Annotated in this window: 35 protein-coding genes and 1 pseudogene; 25 read left to right on the top strand and 11 right to left on the bottom strand. The window is 70.7% G+C overall.

The features are described from left to right. Positions 1 to 82 precede the first annotated feature (82 nt). On the bottom strand, positions 83 to 592 hold the full coding sequence (locus STRCI_RS06815; protein ID WP_269657950.1) for a DinB family protein: 510 nt from the start codon (positions 590 to 592) through the stop codon (positions 83 to 85). Positions 593 to 634: 42 nt separating this feature from the next. Beyond that, positions 635 to 1,073, bottom strand: a pseudogene (locus STRCI_RS06810) (TetR/AcrR family transcriptional regulator); the annotation flags it as partial. A gap of 2 nt (positions 1,074 to 1,075) precedes the next feature. Here STRCI_RS06810 and STRCI_RS06805 point away from each other — a divergent pair. Both STRCI_RS06805 and STRCI_RS06800 read left to right on the top strand, forming a co-directional pair. Next, on the top strand, positions 1,076 to 1,234 hold the full coding sequence (locus STRCI_RS06805; RefSeq protein ID WP_418953495.1) for a hypothetical protein: 159 nt from the start codon (positions 1,076 to 1,078) through the stop codon (positions 1,232 to 1,234). A 9-nt stretch (positions 1,235 to 1,243) separates the two neighbouring features. After that, positions 1,244 to 2,149, top strand: coding sequence for a Gfo/Idh/MocA family protein (locus STRCI_RS06800; RefSeq protein ID WP_269657949.1), 906 nt, complete (start codon positions 1,244 to 1,246; stop codon positions 2,147 to 2,149). Here the strand turns inward: STRCI_RS06800 and lnt are convergent. The 4 genes from lnt to STRCI_RS06780 form a co-directional block, all read right to left on the bottom strand. Beyond that, on the bottom strand, positions 2,073 to 3,647 hold the full coding sequence (gene lnt, locus STRCI_RS06795) for an apolipoprotein N-acyltransferase (protein WP_269657948.1): 1,575 nt from the start codon (positions 3,645 to 3,647) through the stop codon (positions 2,073 to 2,075). The genes STRCI_RS06800 and lnt overlap by 77 nt on opposite strands. 78 nt (positions 3,648 to 3,725) lie before the next feature. After that, on the bottom strand, positions 3,726 to 4,202 hold the full coding sequence (locus STRCI_RS06790; protein WP_269657947.1) for a nuclear transport factor 2 family protein: 477 nt from the start codon (positions 4,200 to 4,202) through the stop codon (positions 3,726 to 3,728). Between the two features lie 58 nt (positions 4,203 to 4,260). After that, positions 4,261 to 4,440 (bottom strand): hypothetical protein, encoded by a 180-nt coding sequence (locus tag STRCI_RS06785; RefSeq protein WP_269657946.1) that lies wholly within the window; start codon positions 4,438 to 4,440, stop codon positions 4,261 to 4,263. 90 nt (positions 4,441 to 4,530) lie between these two features. Next, positions 4,531 to 5,406, bottom strand: a complete 876-nt coding sequence (locus STRCI_RS06780; protein WP_269657945.1) for an undecaprenyl-diphosphate phosphatase — start codon at positions 5,404 to 5,406, stop codon at positions 4,531 to 4,533. A 169-nt stretch (positions 5,407 to 5,575) separates the two neighbouring features. Here STRCI_RS06780 and STRCI_RS06775 point away from each other — a divergent pair, with 169 nt between their 5' ends. Further along, positions 5,576 to 6,379: an alpha/beta fold hydrolase gene (locus STRCI_RS06775; protein WP_269657944.1), complete on the top strand. Its 804-nt coding sequence runs from the start codon at positions 5,576 to 5,578 to the stop codon at positions 6,377 to 6,379. A gap of 20 nt (positions 6,380 to 6,399) precedes the next feature. On the opposite strand, the gene STRCI_RS06770 is transcribed toward STRCI_RS06775, so the two are convergent. Further along, on the bottom strand, positions 6,400 to 6,873 hold the full coding sequence (locus tag STRCI_RS06770) for a winged helix-turn-helix transcriptional regulator (RefSeq protein ID WP_269657943.1): 474 nt from the start codon (positions 6,871 to 6,873) through the stop codon (positions 6,400 to 6,402). Between the two features lie 107 nt (positions 6,874 to 6,980). Here STRCI_RS06770 and STRCI_RS06765 point away from each other — a divergent pair, with 107 nt between their 5' ends. Continuing rightward, positions 6,981 to 8,150 (top strand): thiolase family protein, encoded by a 1,170-nt coding sequence (locus STRCI_RS06765; RefSeq protein ID WP_269657942.1) that lies wholly within the window; start codon positions 6,981 to 6,983, stop codon positions 8,148 to 8,150. 24 nt (positions 8,151 to 8,174) lie between these two features. Here STRCI_RS06765 and STRCI_RS06760 read toward each other — a convergent pair whose 3' ends face one another. Next, positions 8,175 to 8,942 carry a TVP38/TMEM64 family protein gene (locus STRCI_RS06760; RefSeq protein WP_269657941.1) on the bottom strand — a complete coding sequence of 256 codons (768 nt, stop codon included), beginning with the start codon at positions 8,940 to 8,942 and terminating at the stop codon, positions 8,175 to 8,177. A 64-nt stretch (positions 8,943 to 9,006) separates the two neighbouring features. Here STRCI_RS06760 and STRCI_RS06755 point away from each other — a divergent pair, with 64 nt between their 5' ends. Then, positions 9,007 to 10,593, top strand: a complete 1,587-nt coding sequence (locus STRCI_RS06755; protein WP_269657940.1) for a recombinase family protein — start codon at positions 9,007 to 9,009, stop codon at positions 10,591 to 10,593. 569 nt (positions 10,594 to 11,162) lie between these two features. Next, a complete protein-coding gene (locus STRCI_RS06750) occupies positions 11,163 to 12,287 on the top strand; it encodes an FAD-dependent monooxygenase (RefSeq protein ID WP_269657939.1) in 1,125 nt (374 codons plus the stop codon). A 10-nt stretch (positions 12,288 to 12,297) separates the two neighbouring features. Here the strand turns inward: STRCI_RS06750 and STRCI_RS06745 are convergent, their stop codons facing one another. From STRCI_RS06745 to STRCI_RS06735, 3 genes are all read right to left on the bottom strand, one after another. Continuing rightward, positions 12,298 to 13,239, bottom strand: a complete 942-nt coding sequence (locus STRCI_RS06745; RefSeq protein WP_269657938.1) for an MmyB family transcriptional regulator — start codon at positions 13,237 to 13,239, stop codon at positions 12,298 to 12,300. Between the two features lie 18 nt (positions 13,240 to 13,257). Further along, complete coding sequence (locus STRCI_RS06740) at positions 13,258 to 13,593, bottom strand: hypothetical protein (RefSeq protein WP_269657937.1); 336 nt, start codon at positions 13,591 to 13,593, stop codon at positions 13,258 to 13,260. A gap of 133 nt (positions 13,594 to 13,726) precedes the next feature. Continuing rightward, on the bottom strand, positions 13,727 to 14,239 hold the full coding sequence (locus STRCI_RS06735) for a hypothetical protein (protein WP_269657936.1): 513 nt from the start codon (positions 14,237 to 14,239) through the stop codon (positions 13,727 to 13,729). Positions 14,240 to 14,444: 205 nt separating this feature from the next. Here STRCI_RS06735 and STRCI_RS06730 point away from each other — a divergent pair, with 205 nt between their 5' ends. From STRCI_RS06730 to STRCI_RS06640, 19 genes are all read left to right on the top strand, one after another. Beyond that, complete coding sequence (locus tag STRCI_RS06730) at positions 14,445 to 14,855, top strand: helix-turn-helix transcriptional regulator (RefSeq protein WP_269657935.1); 411 nt, start codon at positions 14,445 to 14,447, stop codon at positions 14,853 to 14,855. Next, on the top strand, positions 14,855 to 15,043 hold the full coding sequence (locus tag STRCI_RS06725; protein WP_269657934.1) for a hypothetical protein: 189 nt from the start codon (positions 14,855 to 14,857) through the stop codon (positions 15,041 to 15,043). The genes STRCI_RS06730 and STRCI_RS06725 overlap by 1 nt, the downstream gene beginning before the upstream one ends. A 188-nt stretch (positions 15,044 to 15,231) precedes the next feature. Next, entirely contained in the window at positions 15,232 to 15,504 is a 273-nt protein-coding gene (locus STRCI_RS06720; RefSeq protein WP_269657933.1) for a hypothetical protein, read from the top strand. Further along, the gene (locus STRCI_RS06715; protein WP_269657932.1) at positions 15,494 to 15,799 is read left to right on the top strand and encodes a hypothetical protein; all 306 of its coding nucleotides are present in this window, start codon (positions 15,494 to 15,496) and stop codon (positions 15,797 to 15,799) included. Before STRCI_RS06720 ends, STRCI_RS06715 begins: the two co-directional genes overlap by 11 nt. Continuing rightward, complete coding sequence (locus STRCI_RS06710; RefSeq protein WP_269657931.1) at positions 15,789 to 16,457, top strand: LuxR C-terminal-related transcriptional regulator; 669 nt, start codon at positions 15,789 to 15,791, stop codon at positions 16,455 to 16,457. Before STRCI_RS06715 ends, STRCI_RS06710 begins: the two co-directional genes overlap by 11 nt. Then, positions 16,454 to 16,777, top strand: a complete 324-nt coding sequence (locus tag STRCI_RS06705) for a hypothetical protein (RefSeq protein ID WP_269657930.1) — start codon at positions 16,454 to 16,456, stop codon at positions 16,775 to 16,777. Before STRCI_RS06710 ends, STRCI_RS06705 begins: the two co-directional genes overlap by 4 nt. Positions 16,778 to 16,779: 2 nt before the next feature. Further along, entirely contained in the window at positions 16,780 to 17,250 is a 471-nt protein-coding gene (locus STRCI_RS06700) for a hypothetical protein (RefSeq protein ID WP_269657929.1), read from the top strand. Then, positions 17,247 to 18,698: a YqaJ viral recombinase family protein gene (locus STRCI_RS06695; RefSeq protein ID WP_269657928.1), complete on the top strand. Its 1,452-nt coding sequence runs from the start codon at positions 17,247 to 17,249 to the stop codon at positions 18,696 to 18,698. Before STRCI_RS06700 ends, STRCI_RS06695 begins: the two co-directional genes overlap by 4 nt. Positions 18,699 to 18,700: 2 nt before the next feature. Further along, positions 18,701 to 19,597: a recombinase RecT gene (locus tag STRCI_RS06690; protein ID WP_269657927.1), complete on the top strand. Its 897-nt coding sequence runs from the start codon at positions 18,701 to 18,703 to the stop codon at positions 19,595 to 19,597. A gap of 59 nt (positions 19,598 to 19,656) precedes the next feature. After that, a complete protein-coding gene (locus STRCI_RS06685) occupies positions 19,657 to 19,956 on the top strand; it encodes a hypothetical protein (protein ID WP_269657926.1) in 300 nt (99 codons plus the stop codon). A 193-nt stretch (positions 19,957 to 20,149) separates the two neighbouring features. After that, complete coding sequence (locus STRCI_RS06680) at positions 20,150 to 20,644, top strand: RusA family crossover junction endodeoxyribonuclease (protein WP_269657925.1); 495 nt, start codon at positions 20,150 to 20,152, stop codon at positions 20,642 to 20,644. Continuing rightward, complete coding sequence (locus STRCI_RS06675; protein WP_269657924.1) at positions 20,632 to 21,144, top strand: hypothetical protein; 513 nt, start codon at positions 20,632 to 20,634, stop codon at positions 21,142 to 21,144. Before STRCI_RS06680 ends, STRCI_RS06675 begins: the two co-directional genes overlap by 13 nt. Before the next feature lie 41 nt (positions 21,145 to 21,185). Further along, positions 21,186 to 22,490, top strand: a complete 1,305-nt coding sequence (locus STRCI_RS06670) for a hypothetical protein (RefSeq protein ID WP_269657923.1) — start codon at positions 21,186 to 21,188, stop codon at positions 22,488 to 22,490. Continuing rightward, positions 22,487 to 22,807, top strand: coding sequence for a hypothetical protein (locus tag STRCI_RS06665; RefSeq protein WP_269657922.1), 321 nt, complete (start codon positions 22,487 to 22,489; stop codon positions 22,805 to 22,807). The genes STRCI_RS06670 and STRCI_RS06665 overlap by 4 nt, the downstream gene beginning before the upstream one ends. Positions 22,808 to 22,825: 18 nt before the next feature. Continuing rightward, positions 22,826 to 23,227, top strand: a complete 402-nt coding sequence (locus STRCI_RS06660) for a hypothetical protein (protein WP_269657921.1) — start codon at positions 22,826 to 22,828, stop codon at positions 23,225 to 23,227. Next, positions 23,224 to 23,556 carry a hypothetical protein gene (locus STRCI_RS06655; RefSeq protein WP_269657920.1) on the top strand — a complete coding sequence of 111 codons (333 nt, stop codon included), beginning with the start codon at positions 23,224 to 23,226 and terminating at the stop codon, positions 23,554 to 23,556. The genes STRCI_RS06660 and STRCI_RS06655 overlap by 4 nt, the downstream gene beginning before the upstream one ends. After that, entirely contained in the window at positions 23,553 to 23,906 is a 354-nt protein-coding gene (locus tag STRCI_RS06650; protein WP_269657919.1) for a hypothetical protein, read from the top strand. Before STRCI_RS06655 ends, STRCI_RS06650 begins: the two co-directional genes overlap by 4 nt. Then, on the top strand, positions 23,906 to 24,154 hold the full coding sequence (locus tag STRCI_RS06645) for a hypothetical protein (protein ID WP_269657918.1): 249 nt from the start codon (positions 23,906 to 23,908) through the stop codon (positions 24,152 to 24,154). Before STRCI_RS06650 ends, STRCI_RS06645 begins: the two co-directional genes overlap by 1 nt. After that, complete coding sequence (locus tag STRCI_RS06640; protein ID WP_269657917.1) at positions 24,151 to 24,594, top strand: hypothetical protein; 444 nt, start codon at positions 24,151 to 24,153, stop codon at positions 24,592 to 24,594. Before STRCI_RS06645 ends, STRCI_RS06640 begins: the two co-directional genes overlap by 4 nt. The last annotated feature ends 25 nt before the right edge of the window (positions 24,595 to 24,619 follow it).

Raw genomic sequence — 24,619 nt, 5'->3', positions numbered from 1 at the left:
CGGGACAGCGGACAGGCGCAGGATGCCCCGCAAGGGTGATCTCCGTCCCCGTACGGAGGCCGCCTGTCCGCCGAGGGTGACGTCAGTCGCCGGTGGACCCGTCGACGCGCTCGCGCAGCAGGTCGGCGTGGCCGTTGTGACGGGCGTACTCCTCGATCATGTGGGTGTAGATCCAGCGCAGGTTGAAGCGTTCGCCCGACCGGCTCTTGCCCTGGGACAAGGCGTCGAGGTCCAGTCCGGCCGCGTTGCCCCGGGCCCGGGCGATCTCGGCCTGCCAGGTGGTGTGCGCCTCCTGCCAGGTGTCCGAGTCGGAGAAGTGGAATTCGCCGTCCCGGTCCTGCTCCGAGGAGTAGAGCACCCCGAGGTCCTCGCCGAGCAGGATCTCGTGGAACCAGAACCGCTCGACCTCCGCCATGTGCCGCACCAGGCCCATCAGGCTCAGCTCGGACGGCTCCACGGAGGCGGTGCGCAGCTGGGCCTCGGTCAGGCCCTCGCACTTCCAGGCGAGGGTCTGGCGGTGGTAGTCCAGCCAGCCGTCCAGCATGGAGCGCTCGTCGGCGGTGATGGAAGGCTCTTGGCGTTCAGTCGTCATGGGTCGCATCCTCGCCCAACTCGCCCGGCCCCACCAGCGGTTTTACGACGGCCCGAACATCCCGTCGAGCAGCTCCTCCAGCCTGGCGCGCACCTGCTCCTGGCTCGGCGGCTCGGCGCTGAAGGAACCGGCGACGCAGGCGAACATCAGCCCGTCCGCCCAGGCCACCAGCGACAGCGCGTGCCGGGCCGGATCCGTCGAACCCAGCACGGCCACCAGGGCGCCGAGCTGATCGCGGAAGCGGGCGCCGGTCGCGTCGAAGCAGGCGCGCAGCTCGGGGCGTCGGGTGGCCTCCAGGGAGTCCCCGCCGCCCCGTGGGTCGGGCAGCTTCTCCAGGGCCGGCACGCGCGCCTCGCGCTCGGCGAGCCGCCGTACCGCCAGTTCCAGGAGCGCCTGCCGGGTGCGGGCCAGGTGGGAGGCCGAGCCCTGGGGGAAGTGCGGCGGCCTCGTCGACCGCCCGGTGGGTCAGTCCGCGCATTCCTGATGACCGGCCGCACCGGGATCGCCGTACGCGACGCTCTCGTCGCCGCCGTGTCCAAGGCCGGGCCCGGCCTCGTGCTGGGCGGCTTCGACGGCATCGCCGACCGGCGGCCGCCGCAGCCGCCGTATGCTTCCGTCGTGTCACACCCAGGAACGCGGTAGGGAGCACCAGTGAAGGTCGGCTGCATCGGACTCGGCGACATCGCGCAGAAGGCCTACCTGCCCGTGCTCGGTCAGCAGCCCGGGATCGAACTGCACTTGCAGACCCGGACGCCGGCCACCCTCCACCGGGTCGCCGACACCCTCCACCTGCCCGGCGCACAGCGCCACACCGACCCCGACTCGCTGCTCGCCCAGGGCCTCGACGCGGCCTTCGTGCACGCGCCCACCGCCGTCCACCCGGAGATCGTCACCCGGCTGCTGCAGGCCGGCGTGCCGACCTACGTGGACAAGCCGATGGCGTACGAACTCGCCGAGTCCGAGCGGCTGGTGGAGCTTGCCGAGCAGCGCGGGGTGAGCCTCGCGGTGGGCTTCAACCGGCGGTTCGCGCCCGGGTACGCGCAGTGCGCCGACCATCCGCGCGAGCTGATCCTCATGCAGAAGAACCGGGTCGGGCTCCCGGAGGAGCCGCGCTCGATGATCCTGGACGACTTCATCCATGTCGTGGACACCCTGCGATTCCTGGTGCCGGGGCCGGTCGACGACGTGACCGTGCGGGCCCGCACCGAGGGCGGACTGCTGCACCACGTGGTGCTCCAGCTGGCCGGGGAAGGCTTCACCGCCCTCGGGGTGATGAACCGGCTCAGCGGCTCCAACGAGGAGATCCTGGAGGTGTCCGGGCAGGACACCAAGCGTCAGGTGCTCAACCTCGCCGAGGTCGTCGACCACAAGGGCCAGCCGACCGTGCGCCGGCGCGGCGACTGGGTGCCGGTGGCCCGGCAGCGCGGGATCGAGCAGGCGGTGCTGGCGTTCCTGGACGCCGTGCGCGCGGGCAAGGTGCTCAGCGCCCGGGACGCGCTGGCGACCCATGAACTGTGCGAGCGGGTGGTACGCGCGGTCCAGGAGCGGGCCGCCTGACCCGCAGGGTCCGCACTCCCTCGCCCAGGCACCAGGCGGCGAGGATCAGCAGCGCCGCCAGCACCGGCCAGTCGCCGAACCGGACGTAGAGCGTGGTTCCCCGGGCGAGCGGCACGTCGTACACCTGGGCCGCGCTCGCGCTGGTGCCGAGCCAGTCGCCGACGCGCTCCCCGCTCGCGTCGTACACCGCGGAGACGCCGGTCAGCGTCGAGTGCACCATGGGGCGGCCGGACTCGGCGGCGCGCAGGGCGGCCAGCGAGGCGTGCTGTTCGGGAGCCCAGCTCTGCTGGAAGGTCGAGGTCGCGGACTGCGCGACGAGCACCTGGGCGCGGTCCTCGACCAGTTGGCGGCTCATGTCGGGGAACGCCGACTCGAAGCACACCATGGGGCCGACCCGGAGGCCGTTCCCGGTCCTCATCACGACCTGCTCGGAACCGCGCCGCCGGTCCTCGCCCGCCGCCTCGCCGACCGAGGTGGCCCAGCCGAGCAGGGAGCGGGCCGGGACGTACTCGCCGAACGGCACGAGCCGCATCTTGTCGTAGCGGTCGCCCGTCAGGCCCTCGGGGCCGACCAGGACCGAACTCTTGTAGATGCCGGGCTTGTCGGAGCGCCGGGCGTCGACGTTGACGAGTATCGGAGCGCCGGTCGCCCGGGAGAGATCCGCGAGCCGGGTCGCCAGATCGGGGCGACTGGCCAGGTCGAAACCCACGCTGCTCTCCCCCCAGACGATCAGGTCCAGGTCCTGGCCGACGAGTTCGCGGGTGAGCCGCTCCTCCACCGCGAAGCGCTGCGCGCCGCTGTCGGCGCCCTTGATCACGCCCGGCTGGACCACCGCGATCCGGGTCCGGCCGTCGGTGTCCGGGCGCGGCGACCAGACCCAGGCCACCGAGGTGACGGTGGCGGTGGCGACCAGTCCGGCCACGGCGGGGACCCGGGAGGCGCGCACCGACACCAGGACGGCGACGGCGACATTGAGTGCCACCAGCAGGAAGCTGACCAGCCAGACCCCGCCGACCGAGGCGAGCCGCAGCCCCGCCGTCACCTGCCACTGGGAGGCGCCGAGCATCCCCCACGGCCCGCCCAGGCCCTCCCAGGAGCGGACCAGTTCGACCATCAGCCAGCCCGAGGGCAGCACGACGAGGGCGCCCGCGACCCGGCCCGGTCCCGGTGTCCCGGCGAGGAAGTGGCGCACCAGACCGCCCCAGGGTGCCCACAGCGCGCCGAGGAGGGCGGCGATCACGAAGGTGAAGACATGCAGGTTCGGCAGCAGCCAGTGGTGCATGGCCAGCATGAACCCGAAGCCGCCGCACCAGCCGTCGTACAGGGCCCGGCGGGCCGTGGGGGCGGTGCGCAGCAGGAGGATCCAGGGGACCAGGGTGACGTAGGCGAACCACCACAGCGCGGGGGCCGGGAAGGCGAGGACGGGCAGGGCGCCGGCCAGTGCGGCGAGCAGCGAACGCCGCCACGGGGAGTCGAACCAGTGGCCGAACCTCTGCATACCGCGCCTCCCTGCGCCGTGGTCACTCCAGTGTGCGCGCTGAGATCGGCGCGGGAACAGAGCGCCCCGACTATTCGATCATCGTGTCGCGGCCGGTTCGGGCAGCCGCCGCCATTTCTCCCGTACGACGACCTCGCTCAGCCGCCAGCCGTCGTGGGTGCGGGTCAGTCCGAAGGCGTAGCGGCCGCCGCAGACGAAGTCGGGGGCGGCCGAGGCGGCGCCGTCGCGGGCGAAGCGCATCGGGTTGACGTAGTCGGCCTGGACCTGGGCCGTGTCGCCGGTGTCCTGGTCCAGGATCCCGAAGCTGAGCCGGCGGTTGACGATGAGGTGCTGGCGCATCGGGAACAGCCGCATGCTCTCCGCCAGCCAGTCGGCGACCTGCCGGGCATCGCCCTCGATCCCACCCGCCGAGCGGTAGTCCGCACGCCCGGCGGGCGCGAACAGCCCGCGGTACGCCTCCCAGTCGCCGTCGTCGACGGCCACCGCGTACTCGGTGATCAGACCGTCGACGGCCAGCCGGTCCATCACGGTCGCGAGCTCCACACGCTGCGTCATCGGCTCAGTGTTGGGCATGGGGCGGACGACGCCAAGAGGCGTGCGGCATCCGTGCGGATCAGGCCGCCTCGATGACGTCGGCGCGGATCGCGGCCGCCCACTCCACCACCAACAGTTCGTACTCGGCGCGCTCTTGGGCCGACAGGGTGCCGCCCGCGCGCACCCACAGGGCGCGGATCTGCTCGTTCACCTCTGCGGCAGAGCGCACGGAACCACGGGCTTCGGAATCGGGGGACATGCGGACCAGCCTAGGGGCTGGAACTGACACTGCGCTACCGAACGGCTACGCATCCTGTATGCGATGAGTCACGGAAATTCCCGGCGCCCGCTAGTGCGCGGGCTCGCCCGCGTCCGGGCTCAGCGCGCCCGTGGCGACGAGCACGATGATCAGGATGCCGAGAGCGATGCGGTACCAGACGAACGGCATGAAGCTCTTGGTCGAGATGAACTTCATGAACCAGGCGATGACCGCGTAGCCGGAGACGAAGGCGATGATCGTCGCGAAGATCGTCGGACCCCAGTCGGTTCCCCCGGTCTCCATCGCGTCCTTCAGCTCGAACAGGCCGGAGGCGAGCACCGCGGGGATCGCGAGGAGGAAGGAGTAACGGGCCGCCGCCTCGCGGTTGTAGCCCATGAACAGACCGCCGCTGATGGTGGCGCCGGAGCGGGAGACGCCCGGGATCAGTGCCGCGGACTGGCACAGGCCGAAGATCAGGCCGTCCCGGACATTGAGGTCCTGGAGCTCCTTGCGCTGCTTGGCCGCGCGGTGCCGGCCCCCGGCCTCGTCGCGCGCCGCCAGCCGGTCGGCGATGCCGATGATGATGCCGACCACGATCAGCATGGTCGCGGTGAGGCGCAGATCGCGGAAGGGGCCCTCGATCTGCTCCTTCAGCGTCAGGCCCAGCACCCCGATCGGGATCGAGCCGACGATCACCAGCCAGCCCATCTGGGCGTCGTGATCGCGGCGCATCGCCTTGTTCGTGAGCGACTTCGACCAGGCGAGCAGAATCCGCCCGATGTCCTTGCGGAAGTAGATCAGCACGGCGGTCTCCGTGCCGATCTGGGTGATCGCGGTGAAGGCCGCGCCCGGGTCCTCCCAGCCGGAGAACGCCGCGGTCAACCGCAGGTGCGCGCTGGAGGACACGGGGAGGAACTCGGTCAGCCCCTGGACGAGTCCGAGGATGAGGGATTCAAACCAAGACATGAAGTAACGACGTCCAAGTGCTGATGGTGGTAGGCGCGAACGGGCACACCGTGCCTTTGAGGCCCGGTGATCACAGTGGTCGAGGGGCAGCGTAGCGCCACTCGACGACGGCTATGGCACAGGGGTTTCGCAGTGGGCGCCCCACCCGGTCCGTGGCTAGCCTGGATTCATGGCAACCGTGCGGGTCAGCGGGGTGGAGGTCGGCTACGCGCGCGTGGGGGACGGTCCGGGGCCGCCGCTGGTCCTGGTGCACGGGGCGGGCGTCGACGGCCGGATGTGGCAGCCGCAAGCGGAGGCGCTGGCCGCCGAGTTCACGGTCGTCGCCTGGGACGAGCCCGGTGCCGGGATGTCGTCCGACGTGCCCTCCGGGTTCGGTCTCGACGACTACGCGCGGGCCCTCGCCGCCGTCATCGAGGACCTCGGGCTGGGCCCCGCGCACGTGGCCGGGCTGTCCTGGGGCGGCACCGTCGTGCTGGAGCTGTACCGGCGGCGCCCGGATCTGGTCAGGACGTTGATCATGATCGACACCTATGCCGGCTGGAAGGGCTCGCTGCCGCCCGAGGAGGTGGCCGTGCGGGTCATGGGTGCGGAGCGGATGCTCGCGGCGCCGCGGGAGAGGTTCGATCCGACGCTGCCGGGGCTGTTCGCGGGGGACGGTCCGCCCGAGGAGTTCGTGGCCCTGCTCGACGCGATGCAGCGCGAGGTGCGCCCGCGGACCCTCGGGGCGCAGCTCGCCCTCATGGCCGAGGCCGATCTGACCGACGTGCTGCCGCGGATCACGGTGCCGACCCTGCTCCTGTGGGGCGAGGCCGACGTACGGTCGCCGCTGGGCGTGGCCCGGGACTTCGCGGCGGCGGTCCCGCACGCCGAGCTGGTGGTGCTGCCCGGCGTGGGACACATGAGCAATCTGGAGGATCCGGAGGGCGTCACGGGGGCGTTGCGGGCGTTCTGCCGGGCGCACGCGTCGGCGTGAAGGCCTGAGGGCCCGAAGGGTCACGCCACCGCGGTCGGTCCCGCCACCGTCCAGCCCCCGGCCTGCGGATGGGCCGTGAGGTCCTCGTGCCGGACCCGGTCGCCGCACGCCGAGCAGGTGACGACCGGCAGCAGTTCATGGCCGCAGACGTGCTCGATGACCATCGGGCGGTCGTCGTCCTTGCGCAGGTGCCGGTCGCCCCACGCCATCAGGGTCATCAGGACCGGTTCCAGCTCCAGGCCGGCCTGGGTGGGCCGGTACTCGAAGCGCCGCGGGCGCTCGCTGTAGGCCCGCTTGGTCAGGATCCCGGCGTCCACGAGGCGGCGCAGCCGGGTCGCGAGGACATCGCGCGGGGCGCCGATGTTGCGCACCAGCTGGTCGAAGCGGCCGTTGCCGAGGCACACCTCGCGCAGGACGAGCAGGGAGTACTTCTCGCCGACCAGCGCCAGGGCGTCGGCGATGGAGCAGGGGCGCGGGTCCTTGGGGGCGGGCATGGTGCCAAGTCTAGGTGAGGGTTTGATTTTCCAACTCACGGAGCTATGGTGAGTTTGGATTTCCTACTGACCGGTAGCCGTAGAGCCCAGCCATGGAGGCCCGCACCATGCGTGACGCAGTGATCGTCGAAGCCGTACGCACACCCATAGGCAAGGGCAAGCCCGGCGGCGCCCTGGCCCACGTCCACCCCGTCGAACTCCTCGCCCACACCCTGCGCACCCTCGTCGAGCGCTCCGGCGTCGACCCGGCGCTGGTCGACGACGTCATCGGCGGCACCGTCGACCAGGTCGGCGAACAGGCCATGAACACCACCCGGTACGCCGCCCTGTCCGCCGGGTTCCCCGAGTCGGTGCCCGCGACCACCGTGGACCGCCAGTGCGGCTCCTCCCAGCAGGCCGTGCACTTCGCCGCCCAGGGCGTCATGGCGGGCGCCTACGACCTCGTCGTGGCCTGCGGTGTGGAGTCCATGAGCCGGGTGCCGATGTGGTCGAACGTCCCGCCCGGCAAGGACCCCTTCGGCCCCGGTGTCGCCGAGCGCTACCCGGAGGGCCTGGTCCCGCAGGGCATCAGCGCCGAACTCATCGCCGCCAAGTGGTCCATCACCCGCGACCGGATGGACGCCTTCGCGGTCTCCTCGCACCACCGGGCGGCCGAGGCGTGGGCCGCGGGCCGCTTCGACGCCGAGGTCGCGCCCCTGGACGGCGTGGCCCGTGACGAGTGCGTACGGCCGAACAGCAGCACCGAGATCCTGGCCGGGCTGAAGCCCGCCTACCACGACCCCGGGTTCGCCGAGCGCTTCCCGCAGATCGAGTGGAACGTCACCGCGGGCAACGCCAGCCCCGTCAACGACGGCGCCTCCGCCGTCCTGATCACCTCCAGCGAAACGGCCGACCGGCTCGGCCTGCGCCCGCTGGCCCGGCTGCACAGCTTCGCGGTCACCGGCTCCGACCCGCTGCTCATGCTCACCGGCGTCATCCCGGCCACCGAGAAGGTGCTGCGCAGGGCCTCGCTGACCCTCGACGACATCGACCTGTTCGAGGTCAACGAGGCCTTCTCCAGCGTCGTTCTCGCCTGGCGCCAGGAGACCGGCGCCGACCTGGCCAAGGTCAATGTCAACGGCGGCGCCATCGCCCTCGGCCACCCCCTCGGCGCCAGCGGCACCCGCCTGACGACGACACTCGTCCACGCGATGCGCGAGCGGGGAGCCCGCTACGGCCTCCAGACCATGTGCGAGGCGGGCGGGCTGGCCAACGCGATGATCCTGGAGTCGGTGTAACGGCGGAGAGTCCGCGCAGGTGCCTCAGTGCCCGCGCAGGTGATGCCGCTTGCGCCAGGCCACCACCACGCCCACCAGGGCGGGTACGGCGATGCAGGCCAGCGCGATCAGGAAGGCCGGGGAGGTCGGCGCCGAGGCACGGGCGCCGGCCACCACGTAGGCGGCGGTGTTCGGGATCGAGCCGAGCGCCGTCGCGAGCAGGAACGGCACATACCCCATGCGGGAGACGGCGGCGCAGTAGTTCGCCGCCCAGAACGGCACCCCGGGGAACAGCCGTACCGCCAGCATCGAGCGGAAGCCGTGCCGGGAGAGCTGCCCGTCCGCCGCCTTCAGCCAGCGGCCCCGCAGCAGCGGGCGCAGCGCCTCCTGGCCGAGGATCCGGCCGAGCCCGAAGGCGAGCCCCGCCCCGAGCACCGTGCCCGCGAGGGCGGCGCCCAGACCCAGCTGGGCGCCGAAGAGCGCGCCCGCCCCGAGATTGAGCAGCGGCCGGGGCACGAACGCCACCGTGCACAGTCCGTACGCCACCGCGAACACCACCGTCGCCGCGGCCCCGCCCAGCTGGGGTGGCCAGCCGTCCGCCAGCAGCCGCTGTGGTTCGAACAGCAGCACGGCGGCCGCGGCCGAGATCAGCAGGGCGACCAGCAGGGACAGCCGTGACCAGGGCGAGAGCAGCGCTCTCGAACAGCGCGCGGCGAGGGTCACGGGCGCGCCGGCGACGGCGAGCTCCGTGGTGACGACGGCCTGGGGAGAGGCCAGGGCGGTGCCCCCAGAGCGGGTGGTGGCATCGAGCATTTGACTCCTCAGAAAACACCGACTCCGCGGCATCATAGGCAGGTGCCACGGAAGGAGGCCGACCGTGCTCCAGATCCCGCAACGCCCATGCCTCTACACGAGGCTCTCACACGCCCCGGACGGCTCCCTGGAGAAGTGTGAGCACCAGGAGGAGCGCGGCCGCGAGGCTGGCGCGCGTCTTCGCTGGCCAGAGTTCTGCTGCGTCTACGTCGACAACTCGCGCTCTGCCTGGCGTCGCGACCGCAAGAGGCCGGACTGGGACAGGATGCTTCTCACACTCGACAGCGACAGCGGCAAGCTGATCGTGGGCGATCCCAAGGCGGACCACCACCACGACGGGATCATGACCTACCACGGCGACCGCCTCATCCGGCAGCCGTACGACCTGGAAGTTCTCCTCAACGTCGCCGACACCCGCCGCATCCCGCTGGCCTCGGTGGGCGGCGTCCGTGACCTCGCCAACCCCGACGACCGCTTCGTCCTGCGCATCGAGGCGGCACAGGCGTGCCGTGAGATCGACAACCTCTCCCGCCGCCGCATCGAGGGCTACACCCGCCAGGTGATCAGACACGGCACCTGCCAGCACGGCGGCAACCGGCCCTTCGGGTTCGGCACTCCAACCGGCAGGACCAAGGTCAAGAGGGACAGGGAGACCGGAGAGGAACGGGAAGTCGAGACCCTCGACTTCAGCAAGCCCCGGGCGGAGGAAACCGAGCTGCTCGCCATCGTGGCCCGCCGCCTGCTGGTCGACCACTCCGTCAACGGAGCCCTGCGCAGCCTGAACAACGTGTCGACTACCACTGCGGGAGGCGAGTGGACGTCACGGGTGATGTGGGCGGTGTTTACGGCCCCGCGCATCTCCGGCCACATCGAACGGAACGGCGTTCTGCACAAGGCGGTCTGGGACGGGGTCATCACCGAGGAGGAGCGCCAGGCGCTCATCGCACTTCGGGAGGGCAAGCGCAAGGAGAAGCCGAACCCGGGACCTGCACGCAAGTACCTCCTGGTTGGAGGGCTTCGCTGCGGGCGGTGCGGGAGCGTCAGCTGGCGCGCCAAGCCGGTACGCAAGGCAGCCGACGGCCAGCCTGCGAAGCGGGTGTACGACTGCTCGCAGTGCCATCTCTCGCGCAGCCAGGAGCACTTGGACGCGTATGTCACGGGCCGGGTGCTGCGGCTGCTGGCCACAAAAAGGTTCTTGCGTGAACTGCACGCGGCAGCCGAGGACGGAAAGCCCGACATTGCCGCGGAGATCACCGCGCTTGAGCTCCGCAAGGCACAAACCCGCCAGCAGCTGGAGCAGTTGGCAGACAACCCGGATGTGGATCCGGTGCTGGCGATGCTGTCGCTCGCCAGCTTCGACAAGAAGATCAAGGAACTGCGCGGCCTGCTCGCGCAGACCGCCCAGCACCGCCAGCTGACCCGGATGGCGGGCATCGGCAAGGGTGCCTGGGAGGCCGAGCCTGTTGACGTGCGGCACGAGGTCGTCACATCCCTCTTTGAGATCACGGTGAAGGAGGGCGAGTGGCGTGGCCCTGGGTTCAATCCGGCCAGCGTTGAGCTGCTGCGGAAGTCCCTTAAGACTGCGTCGGAGGAGATAGACCCCCAGACACAGCCGTGGGCCGCGGAGCCTCCGGCCCTCCCCGCCCCGTAGGCCAGGCTAACGGCGGGTCCCGCTTTCTCGGCCGGTGAGGGCCCGCTGCACGCCAGACGCCTCGCCGCCGACCAGAGAGAGGTGCCGTCTGGTGACGAACTGCGCTGAGGCCGCTGCTGTTAGGTCGTGCCCTTCGTGGCCGAGATTCTGAGTGCCGGGCAGGAGCTGACAACCGTCGATGTCGACGCGAAGTGCGCTGATTCGTGCCCGCAGTTCTCGGACCTGCCAGCCCAGTACGGCGATGGTCGAAAGGGCCGTGCCGACTGCTCCTGAAAGAACGATCTCAACCACTGCTCTCGCCTGTCCTCTTCGTATGGCACGACTGCCGGGGTGAGATCTATATGCCACCGGTAATGCCCGGCGTCTACGAAGTGACTTTTCAGGAAGTGCCACTTCCGGAACTCTGCTTCCAGTGAAGGGAATTCGCCTCAACCCCGCCACTGGGCGGAAGAGCGCGAGTAGCCTGCGCTCAACCCCGTCTTGAGGCAAGTGCTGTAGCAGGGGAGCAGCCAACAGCACGTAGGCGCGACTCCCGACTGCCCGGAGCCGCACCCGAGAGAGGACCTGGCATGGCCCGTGCACGGAGTGTCCTGATCGTCGGAGGGGGATCGGCGGGAAACACGCTCGCGATCCTGCTGGCCAACTCCGGAGTCTCCGTTGACCTCGTCGAGTCGCGGCCGGACTGGGGCGTCCTGGGCTCCGGCATCCTCCTGCACGGAAACGCGCTCAGGGTGCTGCGTGACGCGGGCGTGTGGCCACAGGTCCGCGACGCAGGGTTCGCATTCGACTCGATCGGCATCCTTGCACCGGACGGCACCGTGGTGGCCGAGCAGCCCGACCTGCACAGCGGCGGATCGGACCTGCCGTCGACCTTGGGCATCCTCCGGCCGGCCTTGCAGCAGATCCTGATCGACGCGGTCCGCGCCAGCGGCACCCGAGTGCGCCTGGGCTGCACGGTGGAGAAGCTTGACGACCAGGGCGAGGGAGCGGAAGCTGTCTTCAGCGACGGCACTGCCAGCAGCTACGACCTGGTGGTCGGCTGTGACGGCATCTACTCCACCACCCGTGAGTCGATCGGAGTGACGGACCGGCCGGAACCGACGGGGATGGGAGTGTGGCGCACTCTGGTGCCGCGCCCGGCCGAGCTGGTGCGTACGGATCTGGCCTATGGCGGGCCGTGCCACATCGCTGGCTACTCACCCATGAGCGATGACCTGGCGTACGCGCTGCTGGTCGTGGACTGGCATGAGCGCGACGAGGCCGACCCGGCCGACTACGCCGAGCGGATGTGCGCAGAGAGTGCCACGTACGGCGGGCTGTGGCCGACGATCCGCGCGCACATCACCGATCCGGCGGCGGTCCACTACACAGCCTTCCACCGCCTGCTGGTGGAAGGGCCGTGGCACCGCGGACGCATCGCGCTCGCCGGGGACGCGGTGCACGTCTGCCCGCCCACCCTTGCCCAGGGCGTCGCGATGTCCCTGGAGGACGCAGCCGTCGTCGCCGAGCTGCTGTCGTCGCGAGACGTGTGGGACGACGCGCTGCTGACCGAGTACCGAGATCGTCGCATGCCTCGGGTGCAGACGGTCGTTGACGGCTCCATGCAACTCGCGCAGTGGCTGAGGGAAGGTAACCGCCAAGCGGCGCCCGCCCTGATCGCCCGCATCCTGACCGCCCTGATCGAAAGGCCGTGACTGACGGCCTTCATCCGCCCATTGCCGCGACAGAAGCCTCCAACTCCTCCAAGTCACCCTTGAGATGCGCGGGCAGCAATGCGACGAAGCGGAAGCCCGCCAGCCGCAGTGACTCCGGTGTCGCGGCCAGGTTCACCACCGCGGTCTCTCCCCACTGCGGGTGCCTCAACGCTCGCTCGACCGTATCCGGGTACGTGGTGCTGCTGGTCTCGCGCCGCTCCCACAGCTCACGAGTCGTCGGGTGGCGAGCCACGTCACGGATCAGCGCGGCCAGCCGCTCGTTGGCGGGATGGAGCTGGTACGTGGACCACACCTGGCGGAGTACCGGCTCGGCCCAATCCTGAGCCCAGTTGACCAACACGTCCTGTGCCTCAGGGCGCAGCAGAGCGGAGCGCACGATGTTGGCCTCGGCGTCGGCGCTGGCCGGTGCGACGAACGGGAAGCAGTCGTAGTAGGCCCGGTTCGCTACCAAGATGTCCCAGGCCGTGGTGCACACGTAGGCCGGATACGGCTGAAGGTGGACCATCATCCGCCACATTGGGTCCACCAGCGAACCGTCCGGGGGTGCTGGCACAGGTGGGGGATCCTGGTGCAGCGCGAGGCGGTGCAGCACGGCCCGGTCTGCCTCCGGCATGCCCAGGACAGCCGCCAGGGCCGCGACGATCTCGGGGCGTATGGCGGCTGTGCCGCGCTCCCATGCACCGTAGGCGCGCGCGCTCACATGCAGAAGCGCGCTGAGCTGCTCCTGGGTGAGCCCGGCAGCGCGTAGCTTTCCCGGCAGGTACTGCACTGGAGGCGGGTCCACGCCGAGGGCGTCGGCGGCTCGGTGCGCATCGAGCGGTGCGCGGCTGGTGCGGTAGCGGCGCAGCAGCGCACTGAGCGCCTCCGCGATCTCGGGTCCGGGAGTGCCGGTCGAATCGGCGACCTCCGTCAGCGGTGGGAAAACGGGCATGGTCAACCTCCCCTGTCGTTACCCGAGAACCAGGAATGCCGCTGCCGCCACAGCGGCGGCCGCAGTGGCCACCACCGCCGGGCGGTGGTTGTTGTAGAGCTGGGCTAGGGCGGAGCCCAGGCCGTCCTGGAAGGGGGTTAGGCGCCCATGTCGTATCCTCCGAGAGACCTCGGGCTCCGGGAGGTCTGATGACCCTGCCTCTGCGCGTAGCCCAATCTCACGCAAAATCGATTCGCTGTCGCGCTCGACGCGTATCTGCGTGAGCTGCCAACTGAGCTGCCTCAGGCGCTGGATGAGCAGGAACACGACAGGAGCGAATGCGCCGAGTGCGCCCGCGAGAATGATCTCCGTCATTCCCGTCCCTTACGAGCGGCATGCGGACTTCCATGTACCGTGCGGATTTTGAGAATGCGTCAAAGTCGGGCCAAGTCGGTTGCATTCATATCGATCGTGACCGGTCTGTGACTTGGCTCTAACCAGGGTATTACTATGCGCTACGGCCGGGGGTCTGGCGGCCCCCCTCGTCCTTGCCTGTGGGCTCGCTTGTCGCCTCCGCCTCGATCTTCGCGGCCAGGGTGCGCAGCAGCAGCGCCTTCTCCTGGGGGCTTCGAGGACGCTCGTCCAGTGCGTTGAGGATGACCTTCTGCTGCCATTCCTCCAGCGCCGCAAGCGGACTCCGCTCCGGTGACTCATCCGGGATGGGCGCACTGGTGCGCTCCATCTCGCGAAGGATCTCGACTGCGGCGGTGCGGCCGGTCTCGGCCAGTCGCTCCGCACTGATGCGGAGCGAGAAGCACATCTGTGCAAGCGTCTGGTCCGGCGCCACGACAGGGGTATCGCTGTCCTTGCGCCAGCCGCGCTCGATCTGGCGCCATCTGCTGCCGCTGAACCTGGACTCCATGCGTGCCGCTGCGGTTTCCGGACTGAGTCCGGCCGCTTCCCGTACGAGGCGGATGAGCAAGGCCTCCGCCGGCGGTGGGGGTGTCGCCGGTGCTCCCATGACCGTCTCTCCCCTGCCCTTCGTTCGGTTGTTGGACTTTCTTGGACTGTATCGGACGGTGATGGGTGGCCGCCTAGGGCTCCGCACACAACCTCCACAGTCGGAACCACCCCGATGCACCCCTGTGACGTAATGTAAAAGAAAGTCACAGCTCTTAGGTCGGACAGGCTTGTACTGTCCGAATCAGTCGCATACAGTCGTAGACATGAGAACCCCAGTGGATCCCCAGCGACTCACGCGCCGCAGGGTGGAAGCGGGACTGAGTCAAAACGCACTGGCCCGGGCGGTCGGCGTCACCAAGCAGCTGGTGAGCGCGGTCAGCCTCGGAAAGGCGAACTTCAGCCCTGAAGTGCTGGACAAGGTCGCCCAAGTCCTCGGCTGCGAGATCGTCGACCTGCTCCCCCCGGCCGAGGTCCGCAGCCGCCTCCAGCAGCTCGCCGGCCTCGCATCGATCGGTCTGGTCAGCGTCGGCCTCGACGACGTGGACAAGGTCGCCGAGATGCTCGGCTGCGAGATCACCGACCTGATCCCCGAAGACCTGGCCACGCTCGCCGGGATCCTCGGCTGCGAGGCAACAGATCTGCTCCGCGCCGACGCAGCCAAGGCGTCTGCCTGATGAGCGCGCGCATCTGCCGCACCGCCGAAGAGGCGTTCGACGCCGGGTGGAAGGAGCCGTGCGATCACGGCGTCGCCGACCCGGGGGAGTGCCCCCGCTGCGGCTTGACGGACGCGGAGATCGCCCGGCTTGCCGCCCTGCTCAGCGGCCTCGCCGCGCCCGCCCCCGCGACAAGGGCGGCGGCCTGACTGTGACCGACGTCGTGTGCTGCTGGCTCTGCCAGTCCTGCAACCACCGCAACCCCGGCTGGCGCATGCGCTGCCGCCGCTGCCGGACGGACCGGCCACTCGGCTCCTGACAGATCAAAGGGCCCGCCGGGGGTGCATCCCGACGAGCCCTGGCCCGCTCGCCATCCATTACGAGAGGAGCAGACCCGATGTCCTCCAGCATCGCATACGTGCCCCGCGTCGTCGGGGGAAAGCCCGCCGCGATGGTCGAACGCGACGACCTCCGCGACCTCCTGGCCGCCATCCGTGACGCACTGGATGTGCCGCCCGGCCCCGAGCGGTCGGCCCTGCTCGGCGACCGCGCCCTGCTCGTCGGCGGCGTCCTGCGCGATGTCCTCGACGGCACGCCCGCCTTCGACATCCCGTCGGAGACCGACTACCTGCGCCGCACGATCAGCGAGGGCGGCCGCCATGTCGCCTGAGCCGCTTACTGCCGCGTACCTGCGGGAGACGCAGCAGATCGTCGCCGCCGTGCCGAATGGTCCCTGGGAGCCGGTGCCCAACGACTTCGGCCTCGTGGACGCCGTTGGCCCGATCTCCTACCTGGAGTGCTTCGACGGCGAGCAGCAGGTTCCCGTCATCGAGTTCGTCCGCCACGCCCGGGAGGCCCTGCCGCGCTACGTCGGCGAGGTGTCCCGGCAGGCCGACCGGATCCGGATCCTGGAGCGCCGTGTCCGTGCGCTGGAGAGCGCCCAGGGCGGTGGCCATGTCCGATAGCCCTCTCGCCTTCGCATGGGCCCGCGCCTACGGCGCCGACCAACTGTCCGCATTCATCGAGGACCTCTGGGGCGCCGCCTCCGGCGACAACGACCTCCAGACGCTGGATGCGATCGAGCGGGTCATCGCGGACCACCGCCCGGACAATGACGCGGTCCCCTGCCCGCTGACCGCGCGTCAGATCGCCGTGCTGACCGAGCTGGCGTGCGGTGAGACGTACGAGTCAGCTGGCCGCAAGCTGGAGATCTCCGGCTCCACGGTCCACACCATGTGCCGCCAGATCTGCGATCTCCTCCGCGCCAACAACACGATGCACGCGGTGACCATCGCGACCGGCTACGGGTGGTTGACCGCTCTCAGCCTTCCGCAGCCGCACCCCAAGCCGAAGCGCAGGAACCCCATCGAGGGAGCAGCACGCCACCGCGCACACGCTGCCGAGTTGAGAGAGCAGCCCGGCGTCGAACTGTGCGTCGGCGACTACGCAGACCGGCACACGGCTCGGACTACCGCGCGCCGCATCCGCAAGGGCGGGTTTTCGGCCTATGCGCCCGCGGACTCCTTCGAAGCGCGCCCCGTCCAGACGGACAACGGCAGATGGACGATCCGCGCCCAGTACGTCGGCAACTCCAGCGACACCTCACAGGAAGCAGCGTCATGACCATCGACAGGCCCGACACGCGCCTTGACTTCCGGGGCACGGTCGACACCAGCGAGCAGATGGCCGGGTTCCTCGACTCGATCTCCGAGAAGTGGCCGGACCTCCAGCCGGTCACGCACAAGGACCACAACACCTACGGCGTCGTCCGCGACGACAGCCCGGCCAACGTGCCCGGCCACTTCGACGGCAAGCCCCGCCGCGTGTGCCTCGACTACAGCGGTGAGACCTGGGTGTCCGTCGTCTGGAACCCGGGCGGTGCGGTCCCGCTGCGCTGCTGGGTGCCCGCCCGCCGCCTCACGACGTGCGGCCGGAGGTACTGACCATGCGGTATGCGGTCATCAGCACGGACGGCACGCTCACCCACCACGAGGGCGACCTCGACTGGGACGCGCTCGTCGGCCCCGAGGGCAAGGTCCGCGTCGACCTGCCCGGCCTCTCCGTGGCTGGCTGGGTCAACGACGTCGGCCTGCTGTACCCGAAGCGGTACCCGCGCAACATCATCGGCTCCTGCGTGCTCGCCGCGCTCCGGGCCCGCGTGCAGCCCTACGCCGGGCCGGTCGTCTTCACCGGCTGGAACCCCGCCAACACCGCCCTCGGCCTGATCGAGATCGAGTCGCTGCCCCAGCCCGTGGAAGTCCTCGACACCGTGCACGGCGACGTCCTCAAGGCACTCGCCGGGCAGACCCCGCGCGCCATGTCCCCCTCGTGGGCCGAGCAGATGCGCGAGATCGCCGACCACGCCCGCACCGCCCCAACCCCCGGCATCACGATCCGGACGGTGACGCTGCGATGACGACCACGCGTCCGGCGTCAACGCCGACCACCGCCGCCACGAAGCGGGCCGCCGTGGAAGCCAAGGCGGAAGAGGAGCAGACCGAAGCCGCTCCCGTGACGCCGCCTGCGCCGGACGCGATCCCGACCACCCACCCGGAGTCAACGTCACCCGCAGGCGCCCGCAGCGCCGTTGAGGGATCGAAGGCAGGCGAGGAGCGCACCCCTGTGACAGCTCCCGAGACCCTGCCTGCTCCGGGTGGGCCCCAGACCGCCCGTACGACGTCAACGTCACCTGCCGATGACCTGAGCACGGGCTCGGCGGGAGCCAAGGCCGGAGAGGAGCCGCCTGGACGAACACCGCCTCCAGTGACTCGACCTGCGCCGTACGGGCCCCAGCCGACCGGGCCGGAGGCTGGTGACAGAGTCTCTGGCCCGGTCACCCCCACAGCCCGTCTGCTACTGCCCGCAGGCGCCCCCATCGACGCCTGGTGTGACGCTCGGCGCCAGGGCGCGGGTGGCAGTGACGTCGCGGCGATCCTCGGCATGGACGGCCACGGCGGCGCCCTGCGCGTCTGGCTGGAGAAGACCGGCCAGGCCCCCGAACGCCGTGACGCGCGCCTGGAACGATCTGCCCGGCGCGGCCACGCCCTGGAGGGCCTCGTCGCGGAGTTCTTCGCTGAAGAGTCCGGGCTGATCGTGCTCGACTCGCCGGGCACTCTCCAGCACGTCGACCACCCCCACTGGATCGCCAACCCCGACCGCCTCACCGTCGCCCCCGACACCCAGGCCCGCGACGAACTCGGCGTACTGGAGTGCAAGACCCGCACCTGGCGCTCCGCCCGCGTCGAGAACTGGCGCGGCGACGAAGCCCCCGACGGGCCCGCTCTCCAAGCCCACTGGTACATGACCGTCACCGGCCTCGGCTTCGCCTACGTCGCCGGGCTCATCGACGACGACCTGACCTGGTTCCGGCTGGAGCACGACGACGAACTCTCCGGCCTACTCGCCGACGCCGTCGACCGGTTCTGGCACGACCACGTCCTCGCCGGCCTCCCGCCCAAGCCCGACGGGGCCGAGGCCACCACCGAGCTACTCGCACGTCTGTGGGACGCCCGCGAAGAGGCCACCGTCGAGGTCGACCCGGTCGAAGTCGCGTTCCTCACGCAGCGCCGCAGCGTGCTGAAGGAGCGGATGGGCGACCTCGCCGAGGAACTCGGCACGGTCGAGAACCGCATGCGGCAACTCGCCGGTGAGGCTGAGGTCGCCATGGTCGGCGGCCGGGAGGCCTACTCCTGGCGCGCCAACGGCCAGTTCGCCCCTGCCCGGTTCCGTGCGGGTGAGCCCGAACTCGCGGCCCAGTACTCCCGCCTGGTCCCGGCCGTCGACGTGACGCGGCTGGAAGCCGAGCACCCCAAGACCTACCGCAAGTACCGAGCACGCGTGCTTCGCGTGCCCACGGAGGGATGACCATGTCCGACCTCAAGGACCGTGTGAAGCAGGCCGCGAGCGGCGTCGACGAGCAGCCGGAGCAGGCGCCGGTCACCGACCTGGCTGTGACGGACACGGCTCGCCAGTGGCTCCAGCGTCGCGAGACCTACTTCACCGACGCGCTGCCCCGGCACGTCGACCGGGCGCACTTCATGGCCGTCGCCCTCGCCGCGATGGAGAAGCTGAAGGGCTGCTCGCCTGCGAGCCTGCACACCGCGCTGCTGGCGTGCTGCCGCTTCGGCCTGGAGCCCGACGGCCGTCAGGCCGCCATCGTCCCCTACAAGGGCGTGGCGACCTTCCAGCCGATGTACGAGGGCTACATCGAGCTGATGTACCGGCATTCCCGCGTCGACAGCGTCCATTTCAGCTGGGTCCGGGAGAACGACCAGTGGGACTACGAGCCCACCGCCCCGAGCCCGCGCGACTTCTTCCACAAGCCGCGCGTCGACCTCACCGACGACGAGCGCGGCCCCGTGATCCTCGCCTACGCGTTCGCGTGGATCGACGGTCGCCGCTCCCAGGTCATCATCCTCAACCGCAGCCAGGCCGAGCAGATCCGGAACAAGTACAGCAAGGCGTACGCGAAGGCGGAGCGGGAGAAGATGTACGACTCCCCGTGGCACACCGACTTCGACGCCATGTGGGCCAAGTCGGCCGTCCGGCGCTTGGTCAAGGTCGTGCCCACGTCGCACGACATCACCGAACTGCTCCAGGCCGACGATGACGCCGATGACGGCCAGACCACCCCGCCCGTCATCCGGGGCACCGTCATCTCCCGCGACGACCGACCCGGCACCGAAGGGCAGGAGACGCAGGCCACGGCCTGGCCGACCACCGCGCAGCCCGGCGGCGCTGCCGAGGGCGGTGAGCAGGAGTGAGCCACCACGACTGCGAAGAGGCGCTCGCGCGACAGATGAATGCTCTTGGCCTCCGGACGATGACCAGCAAGACGTGGTCCCGGCAGTCTGCCCTGGACGTCCTTCGCGAGCAGCGCCGCCGGTTCGCCGATGACGGCAGGTCAGAGGCTCTGGACAGCCTCGCGGCGGTGCTCGCCGACCGTCTCGCCGAGCACACGGACGTGCCGCCCGCAGACGCCGCCACGGTGCTGCTCCTGGCAGGAGCGTGCGTCGGTGGTCTCGCCGTCACCCACCAGATGCCTGCGGTGATGCTCGCCGAGATCATTCAGGCCACGGCCGTCGAGCTGGACCGGCGTGCGAGCGGCGGCGAGACCTCATGAAGACGGCGATCCGCGACTTCAACGGCCCCGCAGCGCATCTGATGCTCGGCACCTGCCGTGCTTGCGGCAGGGCGTCTTTCGGCAGTCGCCGAGACGCCAAGCGGGCGGCGAAAGCGATGTTCCCCGGCTCCCACCACCGGCCGGTCCCGTGCGGTGAAGGCTGGCACATGCAGCGTGTCTGGGGTGAGGCCCGATGACCGCGCTCGCCTTGATCCTCACCGTGCACGGCACGCCGGGCCCGCAGGGCTCCAAGACCCGCAACGCCGCTGGTGCCCTGTACGAGTCCTCGGCCAAGGTCAAGCCGTGGCGTGAAGCGGTGAAGTCGGCCGCGCTCGACGCCCTCAGCTACGACATCTGCTGGTCACCGCTCAGCGAAGCCGTGCGGCTGGAGGTCGTCTTCACGCTCCGGCGGCCGAAGCATCACTTCGGCACCGGCCGTAACGCAGGCACCGTCAAGCCTTCCGCACCGGTGTACCCGACCGGCAAGCCGGACGCGGACAAGCTGCTGCGCTCGACCCAGGACGCCTTGAAAGACGCGGGCGTGCTTGTCGACGACAGCGTCGTCACGGATGCCTCGGCCGCGAAGCGGTACGCCCTGACGGGCCTCGACGCCCTCGCTCACCCCGGCGCCGTCATCCGCGTCTGGCGCCTGAACACCCCCAAGGAGGACCCGTCGTGCCTGTCCTGAAGTTCGACTCGAAGGTGTCCGCGTCCGCCCAGGAGGCGCTCGAAGCGCACGTGCGGCCGGTCTACGACCAGCCCGGCGCACGCCGCATGGCGATCATCGAGTTCGCGCACATGGAGCGCACAGAGCCCGCGCCCAACACCGACGGCAAGCCCTCGGTGAAGGTCCGCATCGTCGGCCTGGAAGTCCCCAACCGGGAGCAGGAAGGCGCCATCCGCGAAGCGCAGCGCTACCTCCACCTCCAGCGCACCGCGCGCGGCACCTTCGACGACGACACCGGCCAGCTCGAACTCTCCGAGTCCACGCTGCGCCAGACCGCCGGCCTGCTGGCGAACATCGAGACCGCCCGCCTCCGCACCGGGCTCAGCCACTGGCGCGACTACTGCCAGCGGCTCGTGCAGGGACCGGAGTTGACGCTCAGCGAGGTCCGCCACGAGATGCAGGCCGTGTTCGACGGGCTCACCGCGGTCCTCGAAACCGCCCGCGACCACCACGACGACTGACCCCGCCTCAACCCGACTGCCCCTGAAGGGAGGTGACCCCCATGCCTCAGCGCGTCCGTGTCCCGCTGCGTGTGATCGTCGGCTCGTACAGCGACGCCACCGTGTCGGTGTACGTGAAGATCGCGGCCCTGGACCGTCGCACGACTGGCTGCGAGGCCGGGGTCGCCTACCTTGCGGGGTTGTTGGGCCTGGCGCGTTCCACCGTCGAGCGGGCGCTGACGCAGCTGATGCGGCCTGCGCCGGACGACGACGTGGTCGAGCTGACGAGCCAGCGGCGCACCTACGAAGGCGGGATGGGGCAGACGGCCGTGCGCCGGATCCGCGCCACCAACCCCCGGCGTGAGCACGGCGCTTGGGTGCCGACGCGCGCCAGTGAGTCACTCAGCCCGCGCCAGTTGCGCTGCTACGCCGCCCTGGCGTACGCCACCGCAACCGGCGCACACATCACCCTCGGAGAGCTGGCGCGCGTCCTGCGCCACCACTCCGGACAGAAAGCCGGCCAGCCCCTCGACGCCCGCACGGTGCGGCGCATCCTGCGGGAGCTGGCGCAGCTCGGCTGGATCACCGTGGACCGGCGCGCCGGATACCGCGGCCGCCACGTCTACACCGTCCACGACGAGCCGATGCAGGCGGCGCTGACTGCGGACACCGGTGAGGGATCGGGTGGGGATCTTCGTGAGGGATCCCTCGCGTCTAAGGAACACCACCCGACTGACTCACCGGATGATGTTCCGCCCACCGCCGTCTCTTCCAGCCGCCGTAGGCGAGTGCAGGAAGTAGCGCGAGGGCCTGTGGACGACGCTCCGCTTCCCGCCGCGCTGCGCCGCCCGTACAGCGGGCCTGAGCTGACGCTCGCTCCGCGGATCTGGCGAGTCCTCGAACCGGTCAATAGCCTGCTCCCGGGCCTGTCGCCGTACGTGGTGCGGCAGTTGGCGCGGGAGATCGGACGGCAGCTCGACGAGGGCCAAGAGCCCGCTCGGCTGCGCGCCCGGCTGGAGTTCCGCCTTGCCTCCACCGAGGACGTCCGCGACGTGGGCCGGTGGCTGCTCGGTGCGGCCGTCGTACGCCACGGCTGCGGCCTGGTGGCGTGCGAGTCCGGCCGGATCTGGCACGCCGGCGCTCGCTGCGACGTATGCACCGACCTTCGAGCCGCCGACGGACAACGCCCGCCAGGACGGCCGCCAAGCCCGCCCGCGCCTCCCGGGAGCCCGCCCGGCCCGCGCCGCCCCGGCCGCTGGCACGAGTGCCGCCACTGCCAGGCCCCATCCCGCCAGCCGCTCCCCGACGGCCTGTGCCGCACCTGCCGAACCCCCGAACCCGCAACACCGCTGAGGAGGTGGCCATGACCGACACCGAGGTCCCCCGCCCGGCCACCGGCCAGCTACTCGCGCTCGCCGCAGCCGCCCGGCCCGACTGGTCGCCCGGCCAGCTGCAAGACGTCGTCGGCCAGCTCCGCTGCCGCGAGGACATGAGCTTCGGCCGCCTTGTCGTGGCCGTGGCACAGCTGATCGCCGACCCGAAGGCCGAGCCGCCCGACCTGCTCGCCGCCATCCCCGAGGCGTGGCGCCAACGCCGACGCCCGCAGGCACCCGAGACCGCACACCGCGGGGCCGCCGCCGCACGCGCCGCCCTGCACCCCACCACCGAATCCGACTGCTCCTGAGAAGGGAGGCGACGAGCCATGACCGCACCGCTGCACATCGGCCGTCGCACCACCCCGCACCACCCGACCACCGGCCTGCGTGAGCGCTGGAACGCATTCAAGCTCCGGTACCTCCGCGGCACCCAGAACCGCTACTTCGCCGCACTGCACGACTCGCTGCCCCTGGACGACCCTGACCGCCACCACCTGGAAGCGCCCGCGCTGGAGGCCGCGTTCGCCAACCTCGCCGCCGCGAACCCGCACAGGGTCACCCCGACGGTCCGTGACGCCGACCGCGAGCAGTCGCTTCTCGCCACCTGCGACCTCTGGTTCCGAGACATCCACGGCCCCGAGCACCGGTGGGATCCGCGGACCATCACCGCCTACAACCAGCTCATGGGCGGCATCCGCACTGTCTTCCACCCGGGCGGTGAGGCATGAGCAAGACGGCCTCCACCGACCACACCCTCGACGACAGCCATCGGCTGGTCCTGCGGGACGACCTTCAGCGCATCACCGGCCGGATCCTGACCGAGGTCCGCATCACCCAGACCCTGTACGGCGGCGGCATCGCCTACTGCGCCATGGCCCTCGACGAACAGCGCCGGGAAGTGCCCCTGCCCGGCATCCAGCGCGACGTCGTCGACCGCGTGCGCCGCGCCTTCAACCGTGCCGACTGGTCCCGCGCCCAGGACTACAACGTCACCGTCGGCGTCCTGCGCGAGCACGTCGTGCGCCGCCCCGCATGCCTGCGGGGTGACGCCCCATGACCGCAGTCCAGGGCCACGTGCGGATCGACCACCAGCACGCCGCCCAGCAGGCCCGCCAGATGCCCGGCCAGTGGGTGCTCGCCGGCACCTACCGCAGCCGCGCCTCCGCGGTCTCGGCCGTGAAGCAGGTCCGCGTGGCGAGGCTCGCCGCATACGAGCCTGCCGGGTCGTTCGATGCCCGCCAGGAGGTCGGCCAGGACGGCGCGGACTTGTGGGTGCGCTACGTCGACCCGGGCGCCGTCGCCGCCGCCGGATTCCGCCAGTCCGTCGAGGCCGGGCTGACCGAGGACTTCGAAGCCTTCTCCCGCCGCATGGACGCGGCCACCGCTACCACCTCACGGAGCGCCTGATGCTGCTCATCACCAAGACACCACTGCAGCCGTCGGCCCGAGAGCGGCAGCTCGAAGCCGAGGTCCTCAGGCTGAAGCGCCTGCTCGCCACGTTCGCCGAGCTGCTCGGCGACGCGCAGCGGGCGAACGAGGGCCAGTACCGGGTGCAGTGCGAGGCGACCGGCGGCCCGCGCTTCGACCCCGAGCAGCCGTTCGGCAGCGACCCCCGCAAGCTTGGCACGCTGTGGCTGAAGGACGGCGCCCTGTGATCGCCTACGTCTTCCTGGCCCTCGGTACGGCGGGCACCGCCGGTGTCCTCTACGCCGTCGCCCCCGCTGGCCGCGGCCTGCACCGCTACGTCGTACCGCGCTCCGTCCTGCGTGCCGAGGCCGCGAAGAGCAACGCGTCGGCCGACGAACTGGCCTGCAAACTCGTCGGCGTCACCTCGGAGTTGGAGGGCGCATACGAAGAGCTGCGGGGCGCCCTGGCCGACAAGGAGAAGGCGGAGCGGCAGGTCACCGTGCTGGAAGAGCAGCTGGAGGGCTTCGACGCCGTGTGCGCCGAGAACACCGAGCTGCGCTCCCACCTCTCCAACGTCACCGCCATCCGGCTGCTCCGCTCCGCCGACGGCGACGGCGTATCCGCGCCGCCTGATGAGGCGCAGGAGTTCACCGACCTCACCCCCGCCGCCTGGCGCGCCCGCGCCTGAACAGACCCCGCCCGCCGCCGGGATG

Source organism: Streptomyces cinnabarinus (assembly GCF_027270315.1).
Lineage (GTDB): Bacteria > Actinomycetota > Actinomycetes > Streptomycetales > Streptomycetaceae > Streptomyces > Streptomyces cinnabarinus.
Note: the sequence above shows the minus strand (reverse complement) of the source record. Positions and strands in the feature narration are given on the sequence as shown.

What these genes read in the sequence shown, in the direction of transcription:
- STRCI_RS06660 (WP_269657921.1), top strand. Translation starts at nt 22,826, where the DNA reads ATGACCGCACCGCTGCACATCGGCCGTCGCACCACCCCGCACCACCCG.
- STRCI_RS06730 (WP_269657935.1), top strand. Translation starts at nt 14,445, where the DNA reads ATGAGAACCCCAGTGGATCCCCAGCGACTCACGCGCCGCAGGGTGGAA.
- STRCI_RS06740 (WP_269657937.1), bottom strand. Translation starts at nt 13,593, where the DNA reads ATGACGGAGATCATTCTCGCGGGCGCACTCGGCGCATTCGCTCCTGTC.
- STRCI_RS06650 (WP_269657919.1), top strand. Translation starts at nt 23,553, where the DNA reads ATGACCGCAGTCCAGGGCCACGTGCGGATCGACCACCAGCACGCCGCC.
- STRCI_RS06785 (WP_269657946.1), bottom strand. Translation starts at nt 4,440, where the DNA reads ATGTCCCCCGATTCCGAAGCCCGTGGTTCCGTGCGCTCTGCCGCAGAG.
- STRCI_RS06690 (WP_269657927.1), top strand. Translation starts at nt 18,701, where the DNA reads ATGTCCGACCTCAAGGACCGTGTGAAGCAGGCCGCGAGCGGCGTCGAC.
- STRCI_RS06705 (WP_269657930.1), top strand. Translation starts at nt 16,454, where the DNA reads ATGACCATCGACAGGCCCGACACGCGCCTTGACTTCCGGGGCACGGTC.
- STRCI_RS06655 (WP_269657920.1), top strand. Translation starts at nt 23,224, where the DNA reads ATGAGCAAGACGGCCTCCACCGACCACACCCTCGACGACAGCCATCGG.
- STRCI_RS06775 (WP_269657944.1), top strand. Translation starts at nt 5,576, where the DNA reads ATGGCAACCGTGCGGGTCAGCGGGGTGGAGGTCGGCTACGCGCGCGTG.
- STRCI_RS06805 (WP_418953495.1), top strand. Translation starts at nt 1,076, where the DNA reads ATGACCGGCCGCACCGGGATCGCCGTACGCGACGCTCTCGTCGCCGCC.
- STRCI_RS06780 (WP_269657945.1), bottom strand. Translation starts at nt 5,406, where the DNA reads ATGTCTTGGTTTGAATCCCTCATCCTCGGACTCGTCCAGGGGCTGACC.
- STRCI_RS06645 (WP_269657918.1), top strand. Translation starts at nt 23,906, where the DNA reads ATGCTGCTCATCACCAAGACACCACTGCAGCCGTCGGCCCGAGAGCGG.
- STRCI_RS06685 (WP_269657926.1), top strand. Translation starts at nt 19,657, where the DNA reads ATGACCAGCAAGACGTGGTCCCGGCAGTCTGCCCTGGACGTCCTTCGC.
- STRCI_RS06815 (WP_269657950.1), bottom strand. Translation starts at nt 592, where the DNA reads ATGACGACTGAACGCCAAGAGCCTTCCATCACCGCCGACGAGCGCTCC.
- STRCI_RS06720 (WP_269657933.1), top strand. Translation starts at nt 15,232, where the DNA reads ATGTCCTCCAGCATCGCATACGTGCCCCGCGTCGTCGGGGGAAAGCCC.
- STRCI_RS06665 (WP_269657922.1), top strand. Translation starts at nt 22,487, where the DNA reads ATGACCGACACCGAGGTCCCCCGCCCGGCCACCGGCCAGCTACTCGCG.
- STRCI_RS06745 (WP_269657938.1), bottom strand. Translation starts at nt 13,239, where the DNA reads ATGCCCGTTTTCCCACCGCTGACGGAGGTCGCCGATTCGACCGGCACT.
- STRCI_RS06725 (WP_269657934.1), top strand. Translation starts at nt 14,855, where the DNA reads ATGAGCGCGCGCATCTGCCGCACCGCCGAAGAGGCGTTCGACGCCGGG.
- STRCI_RS06770 (WP_269657943.1), bottom strand. Translation starts at nt 6,873, where the DNA reads ATGCCCGCCCCCAAGGACCCGCGCCCCTGCTCCATCGCCGACGCCCTG.
- STRCI_RS06680 (WP_269657925.1), top strand. Translation starts at nt 20,150, where the DNA reads ATGACCGCGCTCGCCTTGATCCTCACCGTGCACGGCACGCCGGGCCCG.
- STRCI_RS06760 (WP_269657941.1), bottom strand. Translation starts at nt 8,942, where the DNA reads ATGCTCGATGCCACCACCCGCTCTGGGGGCACCGCCCTGGCCTCTCCC.
- STRCI_RS06765 (WP_269657942.1), top strand. Translation starts at nt 6,981, where the DNA reads ATGCGTGACGCAGTGATCGTCGAAGCCGTACGCACACCCATAGGCAAG.
- STRCI_RS06710 (WP_269657931.1), top strand. Translation starts at nt 15,789, where the DNA reads ATGTCCGATAGCCCTCTCGCCTTCGCATGGGCCCGCGCCTACGGCGCC.
- STRCI_RS06715 (WP_269657932.1), top strand. Translation starts at nt 15,494, where the DNA reads ATGTCGCCTGAGCCGCTTACTGCCGCGTACCTGCGGGAGACGCAGCAG.
- STRCI_RS06670 (WP_269657923.1), top strand. Translation starts at nt 21,186, where the DNA reads ATGCCTCAGCGCGTCCGTGTCCCGCTGCGTGTGATCGTCGGCTCGTAC.
- STRCI_RS06750 (WP_269657939.1), top strand. Translation starts at nt 11,163, where the DNA reads ATGGCCCGTGCACGGAGTGTCCTGATCGTCGGAGGGGGATCGGCGGGA.
- lnt (WP_269657948.1), bottom strand. Translation starts at nt 3,647, where the DNA reads ATGCAGAGGTTCGGCCACTGGTTCGACTCCCCGTGGCGGCGTTCGCTG.
- STRCI_RS06735 (WP_269657936.1), bottom strand. Translation starts at nt 14,239, where the DNA reads ATGGGAGCACCGGCGACACCCCCACCGCCGGCGGAGGCCTTGCTCATC.
- STRCI_RS06695 (WP_269657928.1), top strand. Translation starts at nt 17,247, where the DNA reads ATGACGACCACGCGTCCGGCGTCAACGCCGACCACCGCCGCCACGAAG.
- STRCI_RS06700 (WP_269657929.1), top strand. Translation starts at nt 16,780, where the DNA reads ATGCGGTATGCGGTCATCAGCACGGACGGCACGCTCACCCACCACGAG.
- STRCI_RS06790 (WP_269657947.1), bottom strand. Translation starts at nt 4,202, where the DNA reads ATGACGCAGCGTGTGGAGCTCGCGACCGTGATGGACCGGCTGGCCGTC.